The sequence below is a fragment of the Salmonella sp. NW177 genome (assembly GCF_051811585.1).
GTDB lineage: Bacteria > Pseudomonadota > Gammaproteobacteria > Enterobacterales > Enterobacteriaceae > Salmonella > Salmonella enterica.
Window position 1 is genome coordinate 159366 of record NZ_JAMMZV010000008.1, and the last position, 20709, is coordinate 180074.

General features: G+C 53.9%; 18 protein-coding genes and 1 riboswitch. Of the genes, 6 read left to right on the forward strand and 12 right to left on the reverse strand.

Annotation, left to right across the window (positions count from 1 at the left end):
* The 11 genes from mraY to leuO form a co-directional block, all read right to left on the reverse strand.
* Window positions 1-1083, reverse strand: coding sequence for a phospho-N-acetylmuramoyl-pentapeptide-transferase (mraY, locus tag NA986_RS20545; protein WP_000964138.1), 1083 nt, complete (start codon window positions 1081-1083; stop codon window positions 1-3).
* A complete protein-coding gene (gene murF, locus NA986_RS20550) occupies window positions 1077-2435 on the reverse strand; it encodes a UDP-N-acetylmuramoyl-tripeptide--D-alanyl-D-alanine ligase (protein WP_023216328.1) in 1359 nt (452 codons plus the stop codon). The genes mraY and murF overlap by 7 nt, the downstream gene beginning before the upstream one ends.
* The gene (gene murE / locus NA986_RS20555; protein WP_000775084.1) at window positions 2432-3919 is read right to left on the reverse strand and encodes a UDP-N-acetylmuramoyl-L-alanyl-D-glutamate--2,6-diaminopimelate ligase; all 1488 of its coding nucleotides are present in this window, start codon (window positions 3917-3919) and stop codon (window positions 2432-2434) included. Before murE ends, murF begins: the two co-directional genes overlap by 4 nt.
* Window positions 3906-5672, reverse strand: coding sequence for a peptidoglycan glycosyltransferase FtsI (ftsI, locus tag NA986_RS20560; RefSeq protein ID WP_000642235.1), 1767 nt, complete (start codon window positions 5670-5672; stop codon window positions 3906-3908). Before ftsI ends, murE begins: the two co-directional genes overlap by 14 nt.
* A 15-nt stretch (window positions 5673-5687) precedes the next feature.
* A complete protein-coding gene (ftsL, locus tag NA986_RS20565) occupies window positions 5688-6053 on the reverse strand; it encodes a cell division protein FtsL (protein WP_000625651.1) in 366 nt (121 codons plus the stop codon).
* Window positions 6050-6991, reverse strand: coding sequence for a 16S rRNA (cytosine(1402)-N(4))-methyltransferase RsmH (gene rsmH, locus NA986_RS20570; RefSeq protein WP_000970444.1), 942 nt, complete (start codon window positions 6989-6991; stop codon window positions 6050-6052). The genes ftsL and rsmH overlap by 4 nt, the downstream gene beginning before the upstream one ends.
* Before the next feature lies 1 nt (window position 6992).
* Window positions 6993-7451 (reverse strand): division/cell wall cluster transcriptional repressor MraZ, encoded by a 459-nt coding sequence (gene mraZ / locus NA986_RS20575; RefSeq protein ID WP_000488294.1) that lies wholly within the window; start codon window positions 7449-7451, stop codon window positions 6993-6995.
* Window positions 7452-8056: 605 nt separating this feature from the next.
* Entirely contained in the window at window positions 8057-9061 is a 1005-nt protein-coding gene (gene cra / locus NA986_RS20580) for a catabolite repressor/activator (RefSeq protein ID WP_000762406.1), read from the reverse strand.
* 283 nt (window positions 9062-9344) lie between these two features.
* On the reverse strand, window positions 9345-9836 hold the full coding sequence (gene ilvN / locus NA986_RS20585) for an acetolactate synthase small subunit (protein ID WP_001563086.1): 492 nt from the start codon (window positions 9834-9836) through the stop codon (window positions 9345-9347).
* Between the two features lie 2 nt (window positions 9837-9838).
* Window positions 9839-11563 (reverse strand): acetolactate synthase 3 large subunit, encoded by a 1725-nt coding sequence (gene ilvI / locus NA986_RS20590; protein WP_000425612.1) that lies wholly within the window; start codon window positions 11561-11563, stop codon window positions 9839-9841.
* A gap of 321 nt (window positions 11564-11884) precedes the next feature.
* Window positions 11885-12829 carry a transcriptional regulator LeuO gene (gene leuO, locus NA986_RS20595; protein ID WP_001115420.1) on the reverse strand — a complete coding sequence of 315 codons (945 nt, stop codon included), beginning with the start codon at window positions 12827-12829 and terminating at the stop codon, window positions 11885-11887.
* A 657-nt stretch (window positions 12830-13486) separates the two neighbouring features.
* On the opposite strand from leuO, the gene leuL reads away from it, so the two are divergent.
* The 5 genes from leuL (at window position 13487) to leuD (ending at window position 18342) form a co-directional block, all read left to right on the forward strand.
* Window positions 13487-13573 carry a leu operon leader peptide gene (leuL, locus tag NA986_RS20600; RefSeq protein ID WP_001575587.1) on the forward strand — a complete coding sequence of 29 codons (87 nt, stop codon included), beginning with the start codon at window positions 13487-13489 and terminating at the stop codon, window positions 13571-13573.
* Window positions 13574-13660: 87 nt separating this feature from the next.
* Window positions 13661-15232 (forward strand): 2-isopropylmalate synthase, encoded by a 1572-nt coding sequence (gene leuA, locus NA986_RS20605; protein WP_000082819.1) that lies wholly within the window; start codon window positions 13661-13663, stop codon window positions 15230-15232.
* Window positions 15232-16323 (forward strand): 3-isopropylmalate dehydrogenase, encoded by a 1092-nt coding sequence (gene leuB, locus NA986_RS20610; protein WP_000042336.1) that lies wholly within the window; start codon window positions 15232-15234, stop codon window positions 16321-16323. Before leuA ends, leuB begins: the two co-directional genes overlap by 1 nt.
* A 2-nt stretch (window positions 16324-16325) precedes the next feature.
* Entirely contained in the window at window positions 16326-17726 is a 1401-nt protein-coding gene (leuC, locus tag NA986_RS20615; RefSeq protein ID WP_001140632.1) for a 3-isopropylmalate dehydratase large subunit, read from the forward strand.
* A gap of 10 nt (window positions 17727-17736) precedes the next feature.
* Window positions 17737-18342, forward strand: coding sequence for a 3-isopropylmalate dehydratase small subunit (gene leuD, locus NA986_RS20620; protein ID WP_000818267.1), 606 nt, complete (start codon window positions 17737-17739; stop codon window positions 18340-18342).
* 334 nt (window positions 18343-18676) lie between these two features.
* Here leuD and sgrT read toward each other — a convergent pair whose 3' ends face one another.
* Window positions 18677-18799, reverse strand: a complete 123-nt coding sequence (gene sgrT / locus NA986_RS20625; RefSeq protein ID WP_001248755.1) for a glucose uptake inhibitor SgrT — start codon at window positions 18797-18799, stop codon at window positions 18677-18679.
* Window positions 18800-18891: 92 nt separating this feature from the next.
* On the opposite strand from sgrT, the gene sgrR reads away from it, so the two are divergent.
* The gene (gene sgrR, locus NA986_RS20630) at window positions 18892-20550 is read left to right on the forward strand and encodes an HTH-type transcriptional regulator SgrR (RefSeq protein ID WP_001139028.1); all 1659 of its coding nucleotides are present in this window, start codon (window positions 18892-18894) and stop codon (window positions 20548-20550) included.
* Window positions 20551-20597: 47 nt separating this feature from the next.
* Window positions 20598-20697: riboswitch (TPP riboswitch) on the forward strand.
* Window positions 20698-20709: the final 12 nt, after the last annotated feature.

Below are 20709 nucleotides of genomic sequence, written 5' to 3' on the forward strand. Positions count from 1 at the left end.
TTAACGTACCTTCAGCGTTGCCAGGCCAATCAGCACCAGCATCAGCGAAATAATCCAGAAGCGCACAATCACGCGCGGTTCCGGCCAGCCTTTCAGTTCATAGTGGTGATGGATAGGCGCCATACGGAAAATACGCTGTCCGCGTAGTTTAAAGGAACCCACCTGCAGGATGACCGACAGAGTTTCCACCACAAAGACGCCGCCCATGATCACCAGCAGGAACTCCTGACGCAGCAGCACGGCGATAATGCCCAACGCGCCGCCCAACGCCAGCGATCCGACGTCGCCCATAAAAACCTGCGCCGGATAGGTGTTAAACCACAAGAATCCTAATCCCGCGCCGACAATCGCCGTACAGACAATCACCAGCTCGCCCGCATGGCGTAAATACGGAATATGCAGGTAATTGGCGAAGTTCATGTTCCCGGTCGCCCAGGCCACCAGCGCAAAGCCGGCGGCAACGAAAACAGTCGGCATGATCGCCAGACCATCCAGCCCGTCGGTCAGGTTTACGGCGTTACCCGTACCGACGATGACAAAGTAGGACAGCAGAATGTAAAACAGCCCCAATTGCGGCATAACATCTTTAAAGAACGGCACCACCAGTTGGGTCGCGGGCGTGTCTTTCCCGACGAGATAAAGCGCAAAGGCCACGCCGAGCGCGATAACCGACATCCAGAAATATTTCCAGCGCGCAATCAGCCCTTTGGTATCTTTCCGCACCACTTTGCGATAGTCATCGACAAAACCGATAATGCCGTAGCCAATCAATACCACCAGCACGCACCAGACGTACGGGTTAGACGGGTAAGCCCATAACAGAACGGAAATCACAATCGCCGTCAGGATCATGATGCCGCCCATCGTCGGCGTACCGCGTTTACTGAAGTGCGATTCCGGGCCATCGTTACGTACCACCTGGCCAAAAGAGAGTTTTTGCAGACGAGCGATCATACGCGGGCCCATCCATAAAGAGATGAACAGCGCGGTCAACAGGCTGACGATGGCGCGAAACGTCAGATAAGAAAAGACGTTAAAGCCGGAATAATATTTGACCAAATGCTCGGCCAGCCAAACTAACATGAACCTTTCTCCTGTAACGCATGAACCACATCTTCCATCGCGGCGCTGCGTGATCCTTTCACTAAAATAGTCATCATTGGTTGCTCCTGAAGCAGAGCATGTAAACGCGCAATGAGCGCGGCTTTATCGGCAAAATGTTCGCCGACGCCGCTGGCGTGGCTGATAGCCTGACTGAGTTTTCCGGTGCTTAACACGCGATCAATACCCGCCGCTTTTGCGGCCTCACCAACCTGGAGGTGGCACGCTTCGCTTTCTGCGCCCAGCTCGGCCATATCGCCTACCACCAGCACGCGGTAGCCGGGCATTTCAGAAAGGACCTGCACTGCGGCGGTCATCGAACCAACGTTGGCGTTATAAGCGTCATCCAGTACCAGTTGGTTTTCACTTAGCTGAATCGGGAACAGACGCCCGGGTACGGCTTTTAACGCCGCCAGCCCTGCTTTAATCGCCGTCAGCGTCGCCCCCACCGCCATTGATAAAGCAGTGGCCGCCAGCGCGTTGGCAATATTGTGCCGCCCCGGCAACGGCAGCAGCACATCAATGCTGCCCATCGGCGTTTGCAGGGTAAATTCGGTACCGTGTGACGTCACGTGGATATTCGCAGCGGTAAAGTCGCTGTTTGCCGCATTCGGCGAAAAGCGCCACACCTGACGATCGCCAATAATGCTTTGCCAGTTCAGCCAGTCATTATTATCGGCATTCATAATCGCGATACCGTTCTCAGGCAAACCGGTATAGATTTCGCCTTTCGCTTTCGCCACGCCGGCCAGCGAGCCGAAACCTTCCAGATGCGCCGCCGCCAGGTTATTGACCAGCGCCGCTTCCGGGCGCGTCAGGCTAACGGTCCAGGCGATTTCTCCCTGGTGATTAGCGCCTAACTCGATTACCGCATAGTCATAATCATGGTTTAAGCGCAGCAGCGTTATCGGCACGCCGATGTCGTTGTTAAAATTGCCTGCAGTATACAGAGTATTTCCGCACTGGCTAAGAATCGCGGCGGTCATCTCTTTGACCGAGGTTTTGCCGGACGAACCGGTTAACGCCACCACCCGCGCCGGTACCTGCATACGTACCCAGGCGGCCAGTTGGCCAAATGCCTGACGCGTGTCTTTTACAATCACCTGCGGAAGATCGATATCCAGAGGACGACTGACCAGCAGGGCGCCAGCGCCGTTCGCTTTTGCTTTATCAGCAAAATCATGCGCATCAAAGCGTTCCCCTTTCAGCGCCACGAACAGGCATCCCGGCGTCACTTTCCGTGTGTCGGTAATGACCGTATCGAGCGTGAGATCCGCCCCGCGGTGTTCGGCGCCAAGGACATCGGCAATTTTGCTGAGCGTTACGCTAATCATGCGATCACCCCCAGCAAACGCGCTGCGGTCACGCGGTCTGAATAATCAAGACGCTGCGTGCCGACAATCTGGTAATCCTCGTGCCCTTTACCTGCAATCAGCACGACGTCATTGTCTTTTGCCTGCATAATGGCATTGGTTACCGCCTCAGCGCGGCCTTCCATTACCCTGACCTGCCCGGCGTCCAGCATTCCGGCCAGAATATCGTTGATAATGGCGCGCGGCTCCTCGGTACGCGGGTTATCGTCAGTCACCACGACGATATCCGCGAATTCTTCGGCAATGGCCCCCATGAGTGGGCGCTTACCTTTGTCACGATCCCCGCCACAGCCAAAGACGCACCACAATTTTCCGGCGCAGTGCAGGCGCGCCGCCTGCAACGCTTTTTCCAGCGCATCCGGCGTGTGCGCGTAATCCACCACCACCGTCGGTTTGCCTGGCGCAGTGAACACTTCCATACGCCCGCAAACCGGCTGCAAACGCGCGGCGGTTTTCAGCAAATCCGTTAACGGATAGCCCAGCGCCAGCAGCGTCGCCAATGCCAGCAGTAAGTTGCTGACGTTAAACGCGCCCATCAGGCGGCTTTCGATTTCGCCTTCACCCCAGCTTGAAGCAAAACGAATCGTCGCTCCGCGGTCGTGGTACTCCACCGCCTCCGCTTTCAGCCAACGACCGTGACAGTTAGGGTTGATATGCCCTTCCATTGAAACCGCGACCGCATCGGGTAGCGACGCCAGCCAGCGGCGTCCAACTTCATCATCGGCGTTGACGATTGCCTGACCGTGATGGTGGGTGGAATAAAGCATCCATTTTGCCGCCTCGTAATGCGCCATATCGCCATGATAGTCGAGATGGTCGCGGCTCAAATTAGTAAACACGGAGGCGGCAAATTTCAGCGCCGCCACGCGATGCTGCACCAGGCCGTGAGAAGAGACTTCCATCGCGCCGAAGGTCGCGCCCTGCGCAACCAGACTGGCCAGCACATGCTGAACATCCACTGCGGAACCGGTTGTGTTCTCCGTCGGGATCACTTTACCCAACAGTCCGTTACCTACCGTCCCCATCACTGCGCTGGTTTCGCCGAGCAACTGGCTCCACTGCGCCAGTAGTTGGGTGGTGGTGGTCTTGCCATTGGTGCCGGTCACCGCCACCAGACGCATGTTTTCAGATGGCTCATGGTAAAAGCGGCCCGCCAGCGCAGATAAACGCTCATTGAGCTGGCTGAGATAGACGACCGGTACGCCGTGCATTTCGCGAATCTCACCGTCGGTCGCCTCGTCTTTCGCCTCTGCAATAATGGCAGCTACGCCTTGCGCTATCGCCTGCGGGATATATCGACGCCCGTCCGCCTGATGACCCACCACTGCCACAAAGAGATCGCCCGCCGCAGCCACACGGCTGTCGAGCGTCATCTCTCGCAGTTCTCGCGCGGGTAGTCCAGCCACCCACGGAGCAAGAAGGTCGCGCAAATTACGATCTGCCACCTGTTCCCTCGCCTTGATTAATTACGAATTCATTTTTTTCGCCCGTTGCCAGCGCGTCCGGTTCGATGTTCATGGTGCGCAGAACGCCGCCCATGATGGCACCAAATACCGGCGCGGAAACGGCGCCGCCGTAGTATTTACCCGCCTGCGGATCGTTGATGACAACCACCAGCGCGAAGCGCGGCTGACTCGCAGGCGCGACGCCTGCGGTGTAAGCAATGTATTTGTTGATGTAGCGACCGTCCGGCCCCACTTTTTTCGCCGTACCGGTTTTAATCGCGATACGGTAGCCTTTAATTGCCGCCTTCACGCCGCCGCCGCCCGGCAGCGCCACGCTTTCCATCATATGCACCACGGTGCGTACGGTGGATTCAGGGAAGATGCGTTCGCCGGGTACAGGCGGATCAACTTTGGTAATCGACAGCGGGCGATAAATGCCATAGCTGCCGATCGTTGCATAGACTCGCGCTAACTGTAACGGCGTTACCATTAGCCCGTAGCCGAAAGAGAAGGTGGCCCTCTCTATGTCGGACCACCGTTGTTTTTGAGGATATAAGCCACTGCGTTCTCCGACCAACCCCAAATTGGTCGCCTTTCCTAGCCCAAAACGTGAGTAAGTATCTACTAACGCTGAGGACGGCATCGCTAACGCCAGTTTGGATACACCGACGTTACTCGACTTCTGTAGAACCCCGGTCAGGGTTAATTCGCTGTAGCGCGCCACGTCTTTAATTTCGTGGCCGTTAATTCGGTATGGAACGGTATTCAACACCGTATTTTCGTTGACGATACCGCGCTGAAGCGCAGTCATCACCACCATCGGCTTAACCGTAGAACCCGGTTCAAACACGTCGGTGATGGTACGGTTACGCATCGCGTCTTTCGGCGTACCGGCAAGGTTGTTGGGGTTATAGGAAGGGCTATTCGCCATCGCCAGTACTTCACCGGTATTGACATCGACCAGCACCGCGCTACCGGATTCCGCCTTGTTAAACGCCACCGCGTTGTTCAGTTCGCGGTAAACCAGCGCCTGTAAGCGTTCATCAATGCTTAACGCCAGGTTGTGCGCTGCCTGACTGTCAGTGGAGGAGATATCCTCAATCACGCGACCATAGCGGTCTTTACGCACGATTCGCTCGCCAGGCTGACCGGTAAGCCACTTATCAAAGCTCTTTTCAACGCCTTCAATCCCCTGACTGTCGACGTTGGTAAAACCGATGAGGTGAGCGGTTACTTCTCCTGACGGGTAATAGCGGCGGGATTCTTCACGCAAATGAATGCCCGGCAGTTTGAGTTTTTTGATGTAGTCCGCCATGTCAGGATTTACCTGGCGCGCCAGATAAATAAAACGCCCTTTCGGGTTGGCGTTGATACGGGCGGAGAGCTGATCGAGCGGAATATTGAGCGCAGTAGAAAGCGCTTTCCAGCGATCGCCAACGCTGATGCCGCCGGCGTCATGAACTTCTTTCGGGTCGGCCCAGATCGCCTTAACCGGTACGCTGACCGCCAGTGGACGCCCGGAACGGTCGGTAATCATACCGCGTGAGGTGGAGACTTCCTGAACACGCAGCGAACGCATATCGCCCTGACGCACCAGCATATCCGGGGCGATAATCTGTAGCCACGCCGCGCGTCCAAGTAAAAAAACCAGCGCCAGTAAAATACAGCCGCACAGCAACGCAAAACGCCAACTGATGAAGTTGGTCTGTTCTTCCTGGCGCTTCGATTTTTGCGTTTTTGCCGCTGCTTTCATGCGTCGCGTTTATCCTTATTTTTGCACTACGATATTTTCTTGGGACGGATCAACATGCTGCATTTGCAGCTTTTCCGTTGCGATCCGCTCCACCCGGCTGTGATCGCCGAGCGCATTTTCTTCAAGGATCAGGTTGCGCCATTCAATGTCCAATGCATCGCGCTCCAGAACCAGTTGTTCACGCTGCGCGGTGAGTAAACGAGTATGGTGCGCCGTCGTGACCACCGTCACCGCCGTTAAAATGATGCAAATGAACAAGCAGAGTGGCAGCTTCCCGAACCGCAAAAGATCGTCACCGATCACGCCAGGCAAGGCATGGCGCTCGTTGCTTCCTATCGATCCCTTCACTTTGCTTAGGGCTTCTGTCACTCTGCTGATCATGCGTTCGTCCTCTCTGCGATACGCAGAACTGAACTACGGGCCCGAGGATTTTCAGCTACCTCTTTTTCACCCGGCATCAACTTGCCTAACGCTCGTAACTCACGACCGCCCAGTTTTTTGAGCTGCGCTTCCGTCATCGGTAATCCCGCCGGTACCTGCGGACCGCGGCTTTGCTCACGCATAAAGCGTTTCACAATACGGTCTTCCAGCGAGTGGAAACTGATGATTGAAAGCCGCCCGCCTGGGGCCAGTACGCTGAGCGAGCTTTTTAGCGCCTGCTCTATCTCCTCCAGTTCACTGTTTACCCAGATGCGCACCGCCTGGAAGGTACGGGTCGCGGGATGTTTGAATTTGTCTTTTACCGGGGTCGCCGCCGCAACCACTTCCGCCAGCTCTTTGGTGCGGGTCATCGGCTGTTCGCGATTGCGCTCAACAATAGCGCGAGCAATACGTTTGGCAAAACGCTCCTCGCCGAATGTTTTCAGCACCCAGGCGATATCCGCCTCCTCCGCCGTTTGTAACCACTCGGCGGCAGACTGGCCGCGCGTCGGGTCCATTCGCATATCCAGCGGACCGTCGCGCATAAATGAAAATCCGCGCTCCGCATCGTCAAGCTGCGGAGAAGAGACGCCAAGATCGAGAAGGATCCCGTCAATCTTGCCGGTAAGCTCGCGCTCGGCTACATAATCAGCCAGCGCGGAAAAAGGTCCATGAATGATGGAGAAGCGAGGATCATTAATGGTCTGCGCAACGGCGATCGCCTGCGGATCGCGATCGATCGCCAGCAAGCGCCCCTCTTCGCCCAGTTGCGAGAGGATCAGGCGCGAGTGGCCGCCGCGACCAAATGTGCCATCAATATAGATACCATCCGGACGAATATTCAGCCCATTAACGGCTTCATCCAACAGTACCGTAGTGTGTTTAAAATTTTCCATCATCTTATAGAGACAAGTCCTGCAGCCGCTCCGATAACGTTTCGGTAGCTGACTGTTCAGCGTCGATATCTTCCTTGACCTGTTGATACCAGGTCGTTTCATCCCACAGCTCAAATTTGTTGAACTGTCCAACCAGCATCACTTCTTTCGTCAGTCCGGCATGTTGCCGCAGAACTGGCGCGATCAGTAATCGACCTGCACCATCCATCTGACATTCGCTGGCATGGCCCAACAGTAAACGCTGTACGCGACGTTCTACCGGGTTCATGCTCGACAGACGAGATAACTTTTGCTCAATAATTTCCCATTCAGGCAGGGGGTAAAGCAGCAGGCATGGGTGATGGATGTCAATGGTACATACCATTTGACCGGTAGCGCTCTCGATCAGTTGCTCCCGATAACGGGTCGGCACGGTCAGGCGCCCTTTACTGTCGAGATTGACTAACGTTGCCCCCCGGAACATGCCAGTCTCACCCCTTCTTACCACTTTATCCCACAAATTCCCACTCGAAGGAGTTTACGGAGCGGAGGAAAAGCTTGTCAAGCAAGTCACAACGCTTACCTAAGTAAAAAAGCCAATGTTTACGGCGAATATCTGCGTTGATTAATTTCCACCCAGCGTGCAAGCCAAATTAACGTTATGAATATTTGTAAGAAAAAAACCAAAGACCCACCGCCGTTTAAAACGGACTCAATATAATCCGAGAAAAATATAAAGTGTCAGTTTGCGACGCGAGCGGCATTTTAGGACATATTGCACCGTGTTAACAGTGCCTGTTTAACGTGTGCAGCGCCTGCTATACCAGCGCCTACGAGCGACTGTCGCGCCAAAGACAAAAAGTGGCTGTTAATTCGACGATTTCTTGCCTGCTTGTAACAAAACAAGACAAAGGAAAAGACTCGTTACGTCTTAATTAGTGGAATATGGACGATTTCGGACAAAAGAAAGGTAATAAAAAAGAATTTTCGGATAATTTTAAGGAATAATCTTAATTATTTAAGGGATATTTTTACTGATACGCATTTGTTTGACGGCGGCAGAAGAGAGAGTCTTTTACCGCCGGTCCTTTAGCTACGGCTCAGAATGCCGCGACGATACAGGTTTCGCCGAATACGCGTTAAGCCGGGTTTCGGTTTACGCGGTTCATCAAGACTTGCCAGCACAATCTCCAGCACGCGTTCCGCGACATCACGATGACGCTGCGCCACCGCCAGTACCGGGCATTGCAGAAAATCCAGCAGCTCATGATCGCCGAAGGTCGCAATCGCCAAATCCGAAGGCAGTTTTCCATCGCGCCGCAGCGTAACGTCCATCACGCCCTGTAATAGCGCGAATGATGTCGTAAAGAGCGCCTGCGGCATAGGATGCGTTTCCAGCCATTTCTCAAACAGCTGCGCGGCGGCTTCGCGCTCATAGCTGTTGGCATATAAGAAATTCACCTCCCGCGGATCGTCTTTCCATGCGGTGCGGAACCCCTGCTCGCGCAGGAAACTGACGGACAACTCCGGCAGCGCGCCCAAATAAAGCACCGTTTCCGCCGGGAATTTACGCAGCTCTTCCGCCAACATCTCGGCATCATCCTGATCGGCGCCGACCACGCTGGTGAAATGTTCGCGATCCAGCGCGCGGTCGAGCGCGACGATGGGGAACGGATCGTTGGCCCAGCGTTGATAGAAGGGATGCTCCGGCGGTAACGAAGTTGAAACAATGATTGCATCCACCTGGCGTTGCAAAAGGTGCTCAATGCAGCGCATTTCGTTATCCGGCTGATCTTCAGAACAGGCGATCAGCAGTTGGTAGCCACGCTGGCGTGCCTGGCGCTCAAGATAGTTTGCGATACGGGTGTAGCTCGTGTTTTCAAGGTCCGGGATCACCAGACCAATGGAACGTGTGCGTCCAGCACGCAGCCCGGCAGCCACAGCGTTAGGATGGTAATTGTGCTCACGCACTACCGCCATGACTTTTTCTACGGTTTTGTCGCTCACGCGGTATTGCTTTGCTTTACCGTTTATAACGTAGCTTGCAGTTGTGCGCGAGACACCGGCCAGCCGAGCGATTTCATCCAGTTTCACAATTGCCCCTTGTGTAAATTGTACAAACCATAACCTTTATGTCGGCATGGGTTAAAATCGTTAACATCTAAGCGCAGTTTGATCACTCCGGCAACCGCTTTTATTCCGGGTTACCACGGATTTCGCAAAAAAAAGCCCAACCGGTGATATTGGGTTGGGCGATAATTCCTGTTGGCTGATATCCGGCAAACCTGCCTGATGGCGTTACGCTTATCAGACCTGGGCCAGATATCAGCCTGTAGACCGGATAAAACGCAAGTGCGTCGTCATCCGGCGAATCTGCTCAGCGCATAATCTTATCGCCGCGCGAAAGCCCGACGACGCCTGAACGCGCCACTTCAACAATTTTCGCCACGTCGCGCAGCGAGGCCAGAAAAGCATCCAGTTTATCGCTGGTGCCCGCCAGTTGAACGGTATACAGCGTTGGCGTAACGTCAATAATCTGACCACGGAAAATTTCCGTATTACGCTTCACCTCTTCCCGTCCGTAGCCGCTGGCCTGGATTTTCACCAGCATGATTTCCCGCTCAACGTGCGCTCCCTGTCCCAGCTCGCTGACGCGCAGCACATCAACCAGCTTGTGCAGCTGCTTTTCAATTTGCTCAAGCACTTTTTCATCGCCTACCGTCTGGATAGTCATGCGCGACAACGTCGGATCGTCTGTCGGCGCGACGGTCAGGCTTTCAATATTATATCCGCGTTGCGAAAAGAGGCCGATAACCCGCGATAACGCCCCAGATTCGTTTTCCAGTAATACCGATAAAATCCGGCGCATCATCAGGTCCTCTCCGTTTTGCTTAACCACATTTCGTCCATCCCGCCCCCGCGAATCTGCATCGGATAGACATGCTCGCTGCCATCAACGGTGACATCGACGAACACCAGTCGGTTATTACGCACATGCTCAAGGGCTTCGCTGAGTTTACTTTCCAGCTCATCCGGACGGTTAATCTGCAGCCCGACATGGCCATATGCTTCCGCCAGGCGCACAAAATCCGGTAACGACTGCATATAAGACTGAGAATGGCGACCAGAATAGATCATATCCTGCCACTGTTTCACCATCCCCAGATAACGGTTGTTCAGGTTCAGAACCAGTACCGGCAGTTCATACTGTAAGGCTGTCGACAGCTCCTGAATGTTCATCTGTATACTGCCATCGCCGGTCACGCAGACCACCATTTCTTTCGGCAGGGCCATTTTAACGCCCAGCGCAGCCGGTAGGCCAAAACCCATCGTGCCGAGTCCGCCGGAATTAATCCAGCGACGTGGTTTATCGAACGGGTAATAGAGGGCGGCAAACATCTGGTGTTGTCCTACATCGGACGTCACGTACGCGTCGCCCTTCGTCAGACGCCAGAGGGTTTCAATCACCGCCTGGGGTTTAATACTTTCGCTTTCCGCGTCATATTTCAGGCACTGACGGGCGCGCCAGATCTCTATCTGCTGCCACCAGTCGCGAATATCATCCTGCGGCTGAGACGGCGCATCCTGCGCCAGTAGCTCCAGCATTTGTTCCAGTACCAGGCGGGCATCGCCCACCACCGGGATATCAGCGTTAACCGTTTTGGATATGGACGTCGGGTCAATGTCGATGTGTAATACCGTCGCGTTCGGACAATATTTAGCGAGATTATTCGTCGTGCGGTCGTCAAATCGTACGCCAACAGCGAAAATCACGTCGGCGTTATGCATGGTCATATTGGCTTCATAAGTGCCATGCATTCCCAGCATTCCTAACGACTGGCGATGAGTAGCAGGAAACGCGCCCAGTCCCATTAATGAAGAGACCACCGGCAGGTTAAAGGTTTCAATGATGTGGCGCAGCGGCGCATAGCAGGCCGCGCTTATCGCCCCTCCCCCAACGTAGACCACCGGCTTTTTTGCCGACGCCAGCGTTTGCAAGGCACGCTTAATTTGTCCTTTATGTCCTGATGTTGTGGGATTGTAAGAGCGCATACTGACCGTCTCCGGCCAGGCATACGGCATTTTTTTCGCCGGATTCAAAATATCTTTCGGCAAATCCACGACCACCGGCCCAGGGCGTCCGCTTGCCGCCAGCCAGAAGGCCTTTTTAAGCACCTGGGGAATATCTTCCGTCTGTTTGACCAGGAAGCTATGTTTGACCACCGGTCGGGAAATCCCCACCATGTCGCACTCCTGAAAGGCATCATAGCCAATCAATGAGGTGGCGACCTGGCCGGAAAGAATCACCAGCGGAATGGAATCCATATAGGCCGTAGCAATCCCGGTAATCGCATTGGTCGCTCCCGGTCCGGAAGTCACCAGCACCACGCCAACGTCGCCAGTGGCTCGCGCCAGGCCATCCGCCATATGCACCGCGGCCTGCTCATGACGCACCAGCACATGATCGATCCCTCCAACGGTATGTAGCGCATCATAAATATCAAGCACTGCGCCTCCAGGATAGCCGAACACCTGCTTTACGCCTTGATCGATAAGCGATCGGACGACCATCTCGGCTCCAGACAACATCTCCACGGCTTGCCTCCACTTTATACCTGTCATCACGGTTTGACGGACACCTTAACCGCTCGCTATCACGCCTGGCAATTGGGTGGAATGACGTAAAGATGGGAAAGGTTAGAATAATCAGGAGGCAAGAAGAGAAGAAATGGAGAAATACTCCGTCTGAATCACACCAGGTAATAAATAATCGCTTATAAATGCAGACTTACAGCAATTCATCTATTTTTCACAACGACGAAAAGAATCGCTCACCGTTAATTCAGCATAAAATTTTTGATATACGCTAAAAAGCAGAATAAACCAGAATTTGTTTCTGATTTATTCTGCCCGGTTTTATCGCTTACAAACAGAAACTAATAAATCTTCCATCCATTGATGCCCTTTATCACGCCCAGCCGCTTCATGCCAGGAAAGGTAGCATGTCCGGCTATTCAGTTTTAAAGGCAACGGCAATATTTGCAGATCCAGCGACTCCGCAAACTCTTCCGCCAGCCAGCGCGGGGCAATAGCGACCAAATGCGTCTGCGAAACCACGTTCAGAACGCTGATAAGCGCCATGCCCTGATAAGCCACGCTCGACTGTTTATCCGGCGTGTCATACCACGGCTGACTAAATGACGCATAACGATCGAGAGAAACAACCGCATGTTGTTCATTATAAACATCGCCTTCCAGTAGCGGGCCGCTAATACGCGGGTGTTTTCGGCTGGCGACTAAAACCATTTCATCTTTAAATAGCGGTACGCTGGTAAACTCAGGACGACGGAATTCTTCATAACTAATAACGAACTCGGTTTCCTGATAGCGTAACTGATGCTCAGTATTCTGATTCAACGACGCTTTAAAAACGACATGAATATTTGGCGCAATTTTTTCTACACGATTATAAATCTGTGACGTCAGGATATTATCCAGCGGACTGCACACGCAAAGATTGAATACACGTTCGCTGCTGGTCGGCTCAAACCCCGATCCCGGCAATTCATTTTGCACCAATTGTAACGCCTGACGGACTGAACCAAATAACTGAAATGCACGGGCAGTCGGCTGAATTCCTCGTCCATATCGAACAAAAAGTTCGTCATTAAACATAACCTTCAGACGCGCTACGGCGTTACTGACCGCAGGCTGCGACATTCCCAGCGTGTGGGCGGCGCGCGTAATATTCTGCTCTTGCATTACCGCATCGAACACGGTCAATAGGTTCAAATCAACCATGCGAAGCTGTGGTTTGCCCATATCTAAAAGATGCGGCTTTTCGGTTTTGACCTCTGGCATATTTAACTCCACTGTCACGCTTAACTCCCTTTTTCTGGCTGAAGGCAGAAATAATTCCTGAAAATATGATTTACCATGCATATAAAATAAGAAAAAGGGAAAGCGTTAAAATTCGGAAAACATAAAGACGCTGACAGAGACAAATAGAATGCCAGCGCAAGCGTAATGTGTCCTGAGTCACACCATTGCGATTCATAATGTTTAAATTACGCAAGCAATATAACCATAACTATGGCGAATACACAATCATACACCAAGTGAATGATCATTTAAGTTTCAATTAAATGTTTATATTATTAATAGCTAAAAAGTTAACATTAATTTATCAATAACTTTATCCTTATCCATTAAGTAAACAAGGTTATTTGTTAAAATATAAAACAAATCAAAAAGATAAACCAAACCTTTAGCATACCTTTAACAGGCCATTCCCCTAACCAATTTGCAAACAAAAATGCCTAAATATTTCAAACAATGAAAAGTATGAATGTCCACTCGTTCTTTTATCCTTTATTGGACGCGCAGCCCAGCACAATTAGCTAAAGTACGTATCCGGATATCGTCAACAAAATGCAATGGCGACAGAAAAATAGAGTTGACATTAAACGGCATATCCAGTACCACTAAAAGCATAACGCATTCGCTGGAGCTGAATTAATGTCACATATCGTTCGTTTCACTGGGCTACTACTACTCAACGCATTTATTGTGCGCGGTAGACCGGTGGGCGGCATTCAACATTAAGTCAGCTCGAAGTCAAACAAAACCCGCGCCGTTGCGCGGGTTTTTTTATGCCTGACGCAAGGCGCCCCTGGAGACAAGGACCACATCATGAGCCAGCAAGTCATTATTTTTGATACGACCTTACGCGACGGCGAACAAGCGTTACAGGCCAGCCTGAGCGCGAAAGAGAAGCTGCAGATTGCCCTGGCCCTTGAGCGCATGGGTGTTGATGTCATGGAAGTGGGCTTCCCGGTCTCTTCTCCGGGTGATTTTGAATCCGTCCAAACCATCGCCCGCACCATTAAAAACAGCCGCGTTTGCGCCCTGGCGCGTTGTGTAGAAAAAGACATCGACGTCGCGGCACAGGCGCTGAAGGTCGCCGACGCGTTTCGCATCCATACTTTTATCGCCACCTCGCCAATGCACATCGCCACCAAGCTGCGCAGCACGCTGGATGAGGTCATCGAACGCGCGGTATACATGGTTAAGCGGGCGCGTAATTACACTGATGACGTAGAGTTCTCCTGCGAAGATGCTGGCCGGACGCCTGTTGACGATCTGGCGCGCGTGGTGGAAGCCGCTATAAACGCCGGCGCGAGAACCATTAATATTCCCGATACCGTGGGCTATACCATGCCGTTTGAGTTTGCGGGAATCATTTCCGGCCTGTATGAACGTGTCCCCAATATCGACAAAGCTATCATCTCCGTTCATACCCACGACGATTTAGGGATAGCAGTAGGCAACTCGCTGGCGGCAGTCCATGCGGGCGCGCGTCAGGTTGAAGGCGCGATGAACGGTATCGGAGAACGTGCCGGTAACTGCGCACTGGAAGAAGTGATCATGGCGATTAAAGTGCGCAAAGACATCATGAACGTACACACCAACATCAATCACCACGAAATCTGGCGCACCAGCCAGACCGTCAGCCAGATCTGTAACATGCCGATCCCGGCCAACAAAGCGATTGTCGGCAGCGGCGCTTTCGCCCACTCTTCCGGCATCCACCAGGATGGCGTCCTCAAGAACCGCGAAAACTATGAAATCATGACGCCAGAGTCCATCGGTCTGAATCAGATACAGCTGAACCTGACCTCCCGCTCTGGCCGTGCCGCCGTGAAGCATCGCATGGAAGAGATGGGTTACAAGGACACAGACTACAACATGGACCACCTGTACGACGCGTTCCTGAAGCTGGCGGACAAAAAAGGCCAGGTGTTCGACTATGACCTGGAAGCGCTGGCCTTTATTAATAAACAGCAAGAAGAACCAGAGCATTTCCGTCTGGATTACTTCAGCGTGCAGTCCGGCTCCAGCGATATCGCCACTGCTTCCGTGAAGCTGGCCTGTGGTGAAGAGATCAAGGCCGAGGCGGCGAACGGCAACGGCCCGGTCGACGCCATCTATCAGGCGATTAACCGCATCACTGGCTACGACGTTGAGTTGGTTAAATACGACCTGAACGCCAAAGGCCAGGGCAAAGACGCGCTGGGTCAGGTCGATATCGTCGTGAACCATCATGGTCGCCGCTTCCACGGCGTCGGGCTGGCGACGGATATCGTCGAATCCTCCGCCAAAGCGATGGTGCACGTACTGAACAATATCTGGCGCGCCGCCGAAGTTGAAAAAGAATTGCAACGCAAAGCTCAAAATAAAGAGAACAACAAGGAAACCGTGTAATGTCGAAGAACTATCATATTGCCGTACTGCCGGGCGACGGTATCGGCCCGGAAGTCATGGCGCAAGCCCTGAAAGTTATGGATGCGGTACGCAGCCGTTTTGATATGCGTATCACCACCAGCCGCTATGACGTCGGCGGTATTGCTATCGACAATCATGGTCATCCACTGCCGAAAGCCACCGTTGAAGGGTGCGAGCAGGCGGATGCCATTCTGTTTGGCTCCGTCGGCGGCCCGAAATGGGAAAATTTGCCCCCGGAAAGCCAGCCAGAGCGCGGCGCCCTGCTGCCGCTGCGCAAACATTTCAAATTATTCAGTAACCTGCGTCCGGCGAAACTGTATCAGGGGCTGGAAGCATTTTGCCCGTTGCGCGCCGATATCGCCGCTAACGGTTTCGATATCCTGTGCGTGCGCGAGCTGACCGGCGGGATCTATTTCGGACAGCCAAAAGGCCGTGAAGGCAGCGGTCAGTACGAAAAAGCCTTTGATACCGAAGTTTATCACCGCTTTGAGATCGAGCGCATTGCCCGTATCGCCTTTGAATCGGCGCGTAAACGCCGCCGTAAAGTCACCTCTATTGATAAAGCCAACGTACTGCAAAGCTCTATCCTGTGGCGTGAGATCGTCAATGATGTCGCGAAAACGTATCCCGATGTGGAACTCGCGCACATGTATATCGATAACGCCACAATGCAGTTGATTAAAGACCCGTCGCAGTTTGACGTACTGCTGTGCTCTAACCTGTTCGGCGACATTCTGTCCGACGAATGCGCCATGATCACCGGCTCAATGGGGATGTTGCCCTCCGCCAGCCTGAACGAGCAAGGGTTTGGCCTGTATGAACCGGCTGGCGGCTCCGCGCCGGATATCGCCGGGAAAAATATCGCCAATCCAATTGCGCAGATCCTGTCGCTGGCGCTGCTGCTGCGCTACAGCCTGGATGCCAACGATGCGGCAACGGCCATTGAACAGGCGATCAATCGCGCATTAGAAGAGGGCGTTCGCACCGGCGATTTAGCCAGGGGCGCTGCCGCAGTCAGTACCGATGAGATGGGCGATATTATCGCCCGCTATGTCGCAGAAGGGGTGTAATCATGGCCAAAACGTTATACGAAAAATTATTTGATGCCCACGTGGTCTTTGAGGCGCCAAACGAAACGCCGCTGCTGTACATCGACCGCCACCTGGTGCATGAAGTCACCTCTCCGCAGGCGTTTGACGGTCTGCGCGCGCACCATCGTCCGGTACGTCAGCCAGGGAAAACCTTCGCCACGATGGATCACAACGTCTCGACGCAGACTAAAGACATTAATGCCTCCGGTGAAATGGCGCGTATCCAGATGCAGGAGCTGATTAAGAACTGTAACGAGTTCGGCGTCGAGCTGTATGACCTGAATCACCCGTATCAGGGCATCGTCCATGTGATGGGGCCGGAACAGGGCGTCACCCTGCCGGGCATGACCATCGTCTGCGGCGACTCCCACACCGCCACCCACGGCGCGTTTGGCGCGTTGGCCTTCGGCATCGGCACTTCTGAGGTAGAACATGTACTGGCGACGCAAACCCTGAAACAGGGGCGCGCTAAAACCATGAAGATTGAAGTCACGGGCAACGCCGCGCCGGGCATTACCGCCAAAGACATCGTGCTGGCGATCATCGGTAAAACCGGCAGCGCCGGCGGCACCGGGCACGTGGTTGAATTTTGCGGCGACGCTATCCGCGCGCTGAGTATGGAAGGCCGCATGACGCTGTGCAATATGGCGATTGAGATGGGCGCCAAAGCCGGTCTGGTCGCCCCGGATGAAACCACTTTCAACTACGTAAAAGGGCGTTTGCACGCGCCGAAGGGCCGCGATTTTGACGAAGCCGTCGAGTACTGGAAAACGCTGAAAACCGATGACGGCGCGACTTTTGATACTGTCGTCACCCTGCGAGCAGAAGAGATCGCGCCGCAGGTGACCTGGGGCACGAATCCGGGCCAGGTGATTTCCGTCACCGACATCATCCCCGATCCCGCCTCCTTTAGCGATCCGGTTGAACGCGCCAGCGCCGAAAAAGCGCTGGCTTATATGGGCTTACAGCCGGGCGTACCGTTAACGGACGTTGCTATCGATAAAGTCTTTATCGGCTCTTGTACCAATTCGCGCATTGAAGATTTGCGCGCGGCGGCGGAAGTCGCCAAAGGGCGCAAAGTCGCGCCTGGCGTACAGGCGCTGGTGGTGCCGGGTTCAGGTCCGGTGAAAGCGCAGGCGGAAGCGGAAGGTCTGGACAAGATCTTTATCGAAGCAGGATTTGAATGGCGCTTACCGGGCTGTTCCATGTGCCTGGCCATGAATAATGACCGCCTGAACCCGGGCGAGCGCTGCGCATCCACCAGCAACCGTAACTTTGAAGGCCGTCAGGGCCGCGGGGGTCGCACGCATTTAGTCAGCCCGGCGATGGCCGCCGCTGCCGCCGTTACCGGCCACTTCGCCGACATTCGCAGCATCAAATAAGGAAACTACCATGGCAGAGAAATTTACCCAGCATACCGGCCTGGTTGTCCCACTGGATGCCGCCAACGTCGATACCGATGCAATTATCCCTAAACAGTTTTTGCAGAAGGTTACGCGCACCGGTTTTGGCGCCCATCTGTTTAACGACTGGCGCTTCCTGGACGAAAAGGGCCAACAGCCAAATCCGGAATTCGTGTTGAACTTTCCGGAATATCAAGGCGCGTCGATTCTGTTGGCGCGAGAAAACTTTGGCTGCGGCTCTTCACGCGAACACGCGCCGTGGGCGTTGACCGATTACGGCTTTAAAGTGGTGATCGCGCCAAGCTTCGCCGACATCTTCTACGGCAACAGCTTTAACAACCAACTGCTGCCGGTAACCCTGAGCGACGCACAGGTCGATGAGCTGTTTGCTCTGGTGAAAGCCAATCCGGGCATTAAATTTGAAGTGGATCTGGAAGCACAGGTGGTAAAAGCAGGCGATAAGACCTACAGCTTTAAAATCGACGACTTCCGCCGCCACTGCATGTTGAACGGTCTGGACAGCATTGGGCTGACGCTGCAGCACGAAGACGCGATTGCCGCCTACGAAAATAAACAACCGGCATTTATGCGGTAACCCTTGACGCCTTACCGGGCCTACAGGTTATGCAATATCACCAGGTTGCCACTATATCCTGTAGGCCTGATAAGCGTAGCGCCATCAAGCGCCGGGTTACTCATCAGTCGCTCATGCCGGGGATATTCCGGCATTTTTTATACGTCTTTTACTCGCCCGCTCACCCCCGCGTGACCACAGAAACCGCCGTATAAATCCCGTTGAGACGCCGTCCCATCATCGTCATCCAGAAACAGCCGAAATAAAAAAAGCCAGCAGATATTATCTGCTGGCGGGTGATTTTAGGCTATCGCCTACACCAATACTCAGTCACACATGATGTCTGCAATTGGCTTCAATCGGTCGCCTCCCACTGCATCAGTTCCGCGAGCATTTTTAAGCGCTGCGGCGCGCTCAGGCAAGCCAGCCAGGACGTTTTTTCCGTCGCGGCAAAATATCTCAACCAGAACTGGCGCATAGTGACCTCTTCCTCTTGCTTCATCGAAAGATATTATTGGCCTAATATAGGGATAATAAAATTGCTGAGTTTTTCATCGGAGTTCCCCTTTTATGCCCTCAGGTCGCCTGCAACAACAATTTATCCGTCTCTGGCAATGTTGTGACGGTAAAACGCAAGACACCACGCTTAATGAGCTGGCGGATCTGCTGAACTGTTCGCGTCGCCATATGCGTACGCTGCTAAATACGATGCAGGCGCGCGGTTGGCTAACATGGGAAGCCGAGGTTGGACGCGGAAAGCGTTCGCGTCTGACGTTCCTGTATACCGGACTGGCGCTGCAACAGCAGCGGGCGGAAGACCTGCTGGAACAAGATCGAATCGATCAACTGGTACAACTGGTCGGCGATAAAAGCGCTGTCAGGCAAATGCTGATTTCCCATCTGGGACGCAGCTTCCGCCAGGGGCGGCATATTCTGCGGGTTCTTTACTATCGTCCGATGCACAATCTCCTGCCGGGAACCGCATTACGCCGCTCGGAAACCCATATTGCCCGGCAAATTTTCAGTTCGCTCACGCGGGTAAATGAGGAAAACGGGGAACTGGAAGCGGACATTGCGCACCATTGGCAGCAAATTTCCCCTTTACTGTGGCGCTTCTACCTGCGCCCCGGCATTCATTTTCATCATGGCCGCGAGCTGGAGATGGAAGATGTCATCGCCTCGCTGACGCGTATCAATACGCTTCCGCTTTACTCGCACATCACAAAGATAGACTCCCCTACCGCGTGGACGCTGGATATTCATCTTTCCCAGCCGGATCGCTGGTTGCCGTGGCTGCTGGGCCAGGTCCCGGCGATGATTTTGCCGCGGGAGTGGGAAACGCTGGCTAATTTCGCCAGCCACCCTATCGGCACCGGGCCTTATGCCGTGCGGCGTAATACGCCAAACCAGCTCAAGATACTCGCCTTTGATGATTACTTCGGCTATCGGGCGTTGATAGACGAAGTGAACGTCTGGGTACTGCCGGATATCAGTGAAGAACCGGCCTGCGGCTTGATGCTGGAAGGGCCGATACAAGGCGGTGAAAAAGCGATAGAAAGCCGACTGGAAGAGGGGTGCTATTACCTGCTATTCGACGCCAGAACGCCGCGCGGCGCGCATCCGCAGGTCAGAGAATGGGTAAGCCACGTCCTCTCCCCCACCAATTTACTCTATCATGCCGATGAACCGCTACAGCAGCTCTGGTTCCCGGCCTATGGGCTTTTACCGCGCTGGCATCACGCCCGTCCAGGCCCGGGCGAAAAACCCGCCGGGCTGGAAACCCTCACGCTGACCTTCTATCGCGAACACATTGAGCACCGGGTTATCGCCCGTATCATGAGCGCGCTTCTGGCTGAGCATCAGGTACATCTGCATATTCAGGAGATCGACTACGATCAATGGCACGCCGGCGAGATCGAAAGCGATATCTGGCTCAATAGCGCTAACTTTACGCTGCCGCTGGATTTCTCGCTGTTCGCGCACCTGTGCGAAGTACCGCTCTTGCAGAACTGCATTCCGCGCGACTGGCAGGACGACGCCGCGCAGTGGCGCGCTGGCGAGATGAACCTGGCGAACTGGTGCCAGCAACTGCTGGCCAACAAAGCGATTGTGCCGTTGATCCACCACTGGCTGATTATCCAGGGACAGCGCAGTATGCGCGGGCTGCGCATGAATACCCTCGGCTGGTTTGATTTTAAATCGGCGTGGTTTGCGCCGCCGGACCCTTAAAAGCCAGCTCTTAATTGCTGCCCGGCAACAAAATCACTACACTAACGCCGAACTCAACGGGGTGCCGCGCTCATGCGCGCGCTGAGAAAATACCCGTCGAACCTGATCCGGATAATGCCGGCGAAGGGATTTGAGGCTACCTCTCAAGTCCTTTGCCAC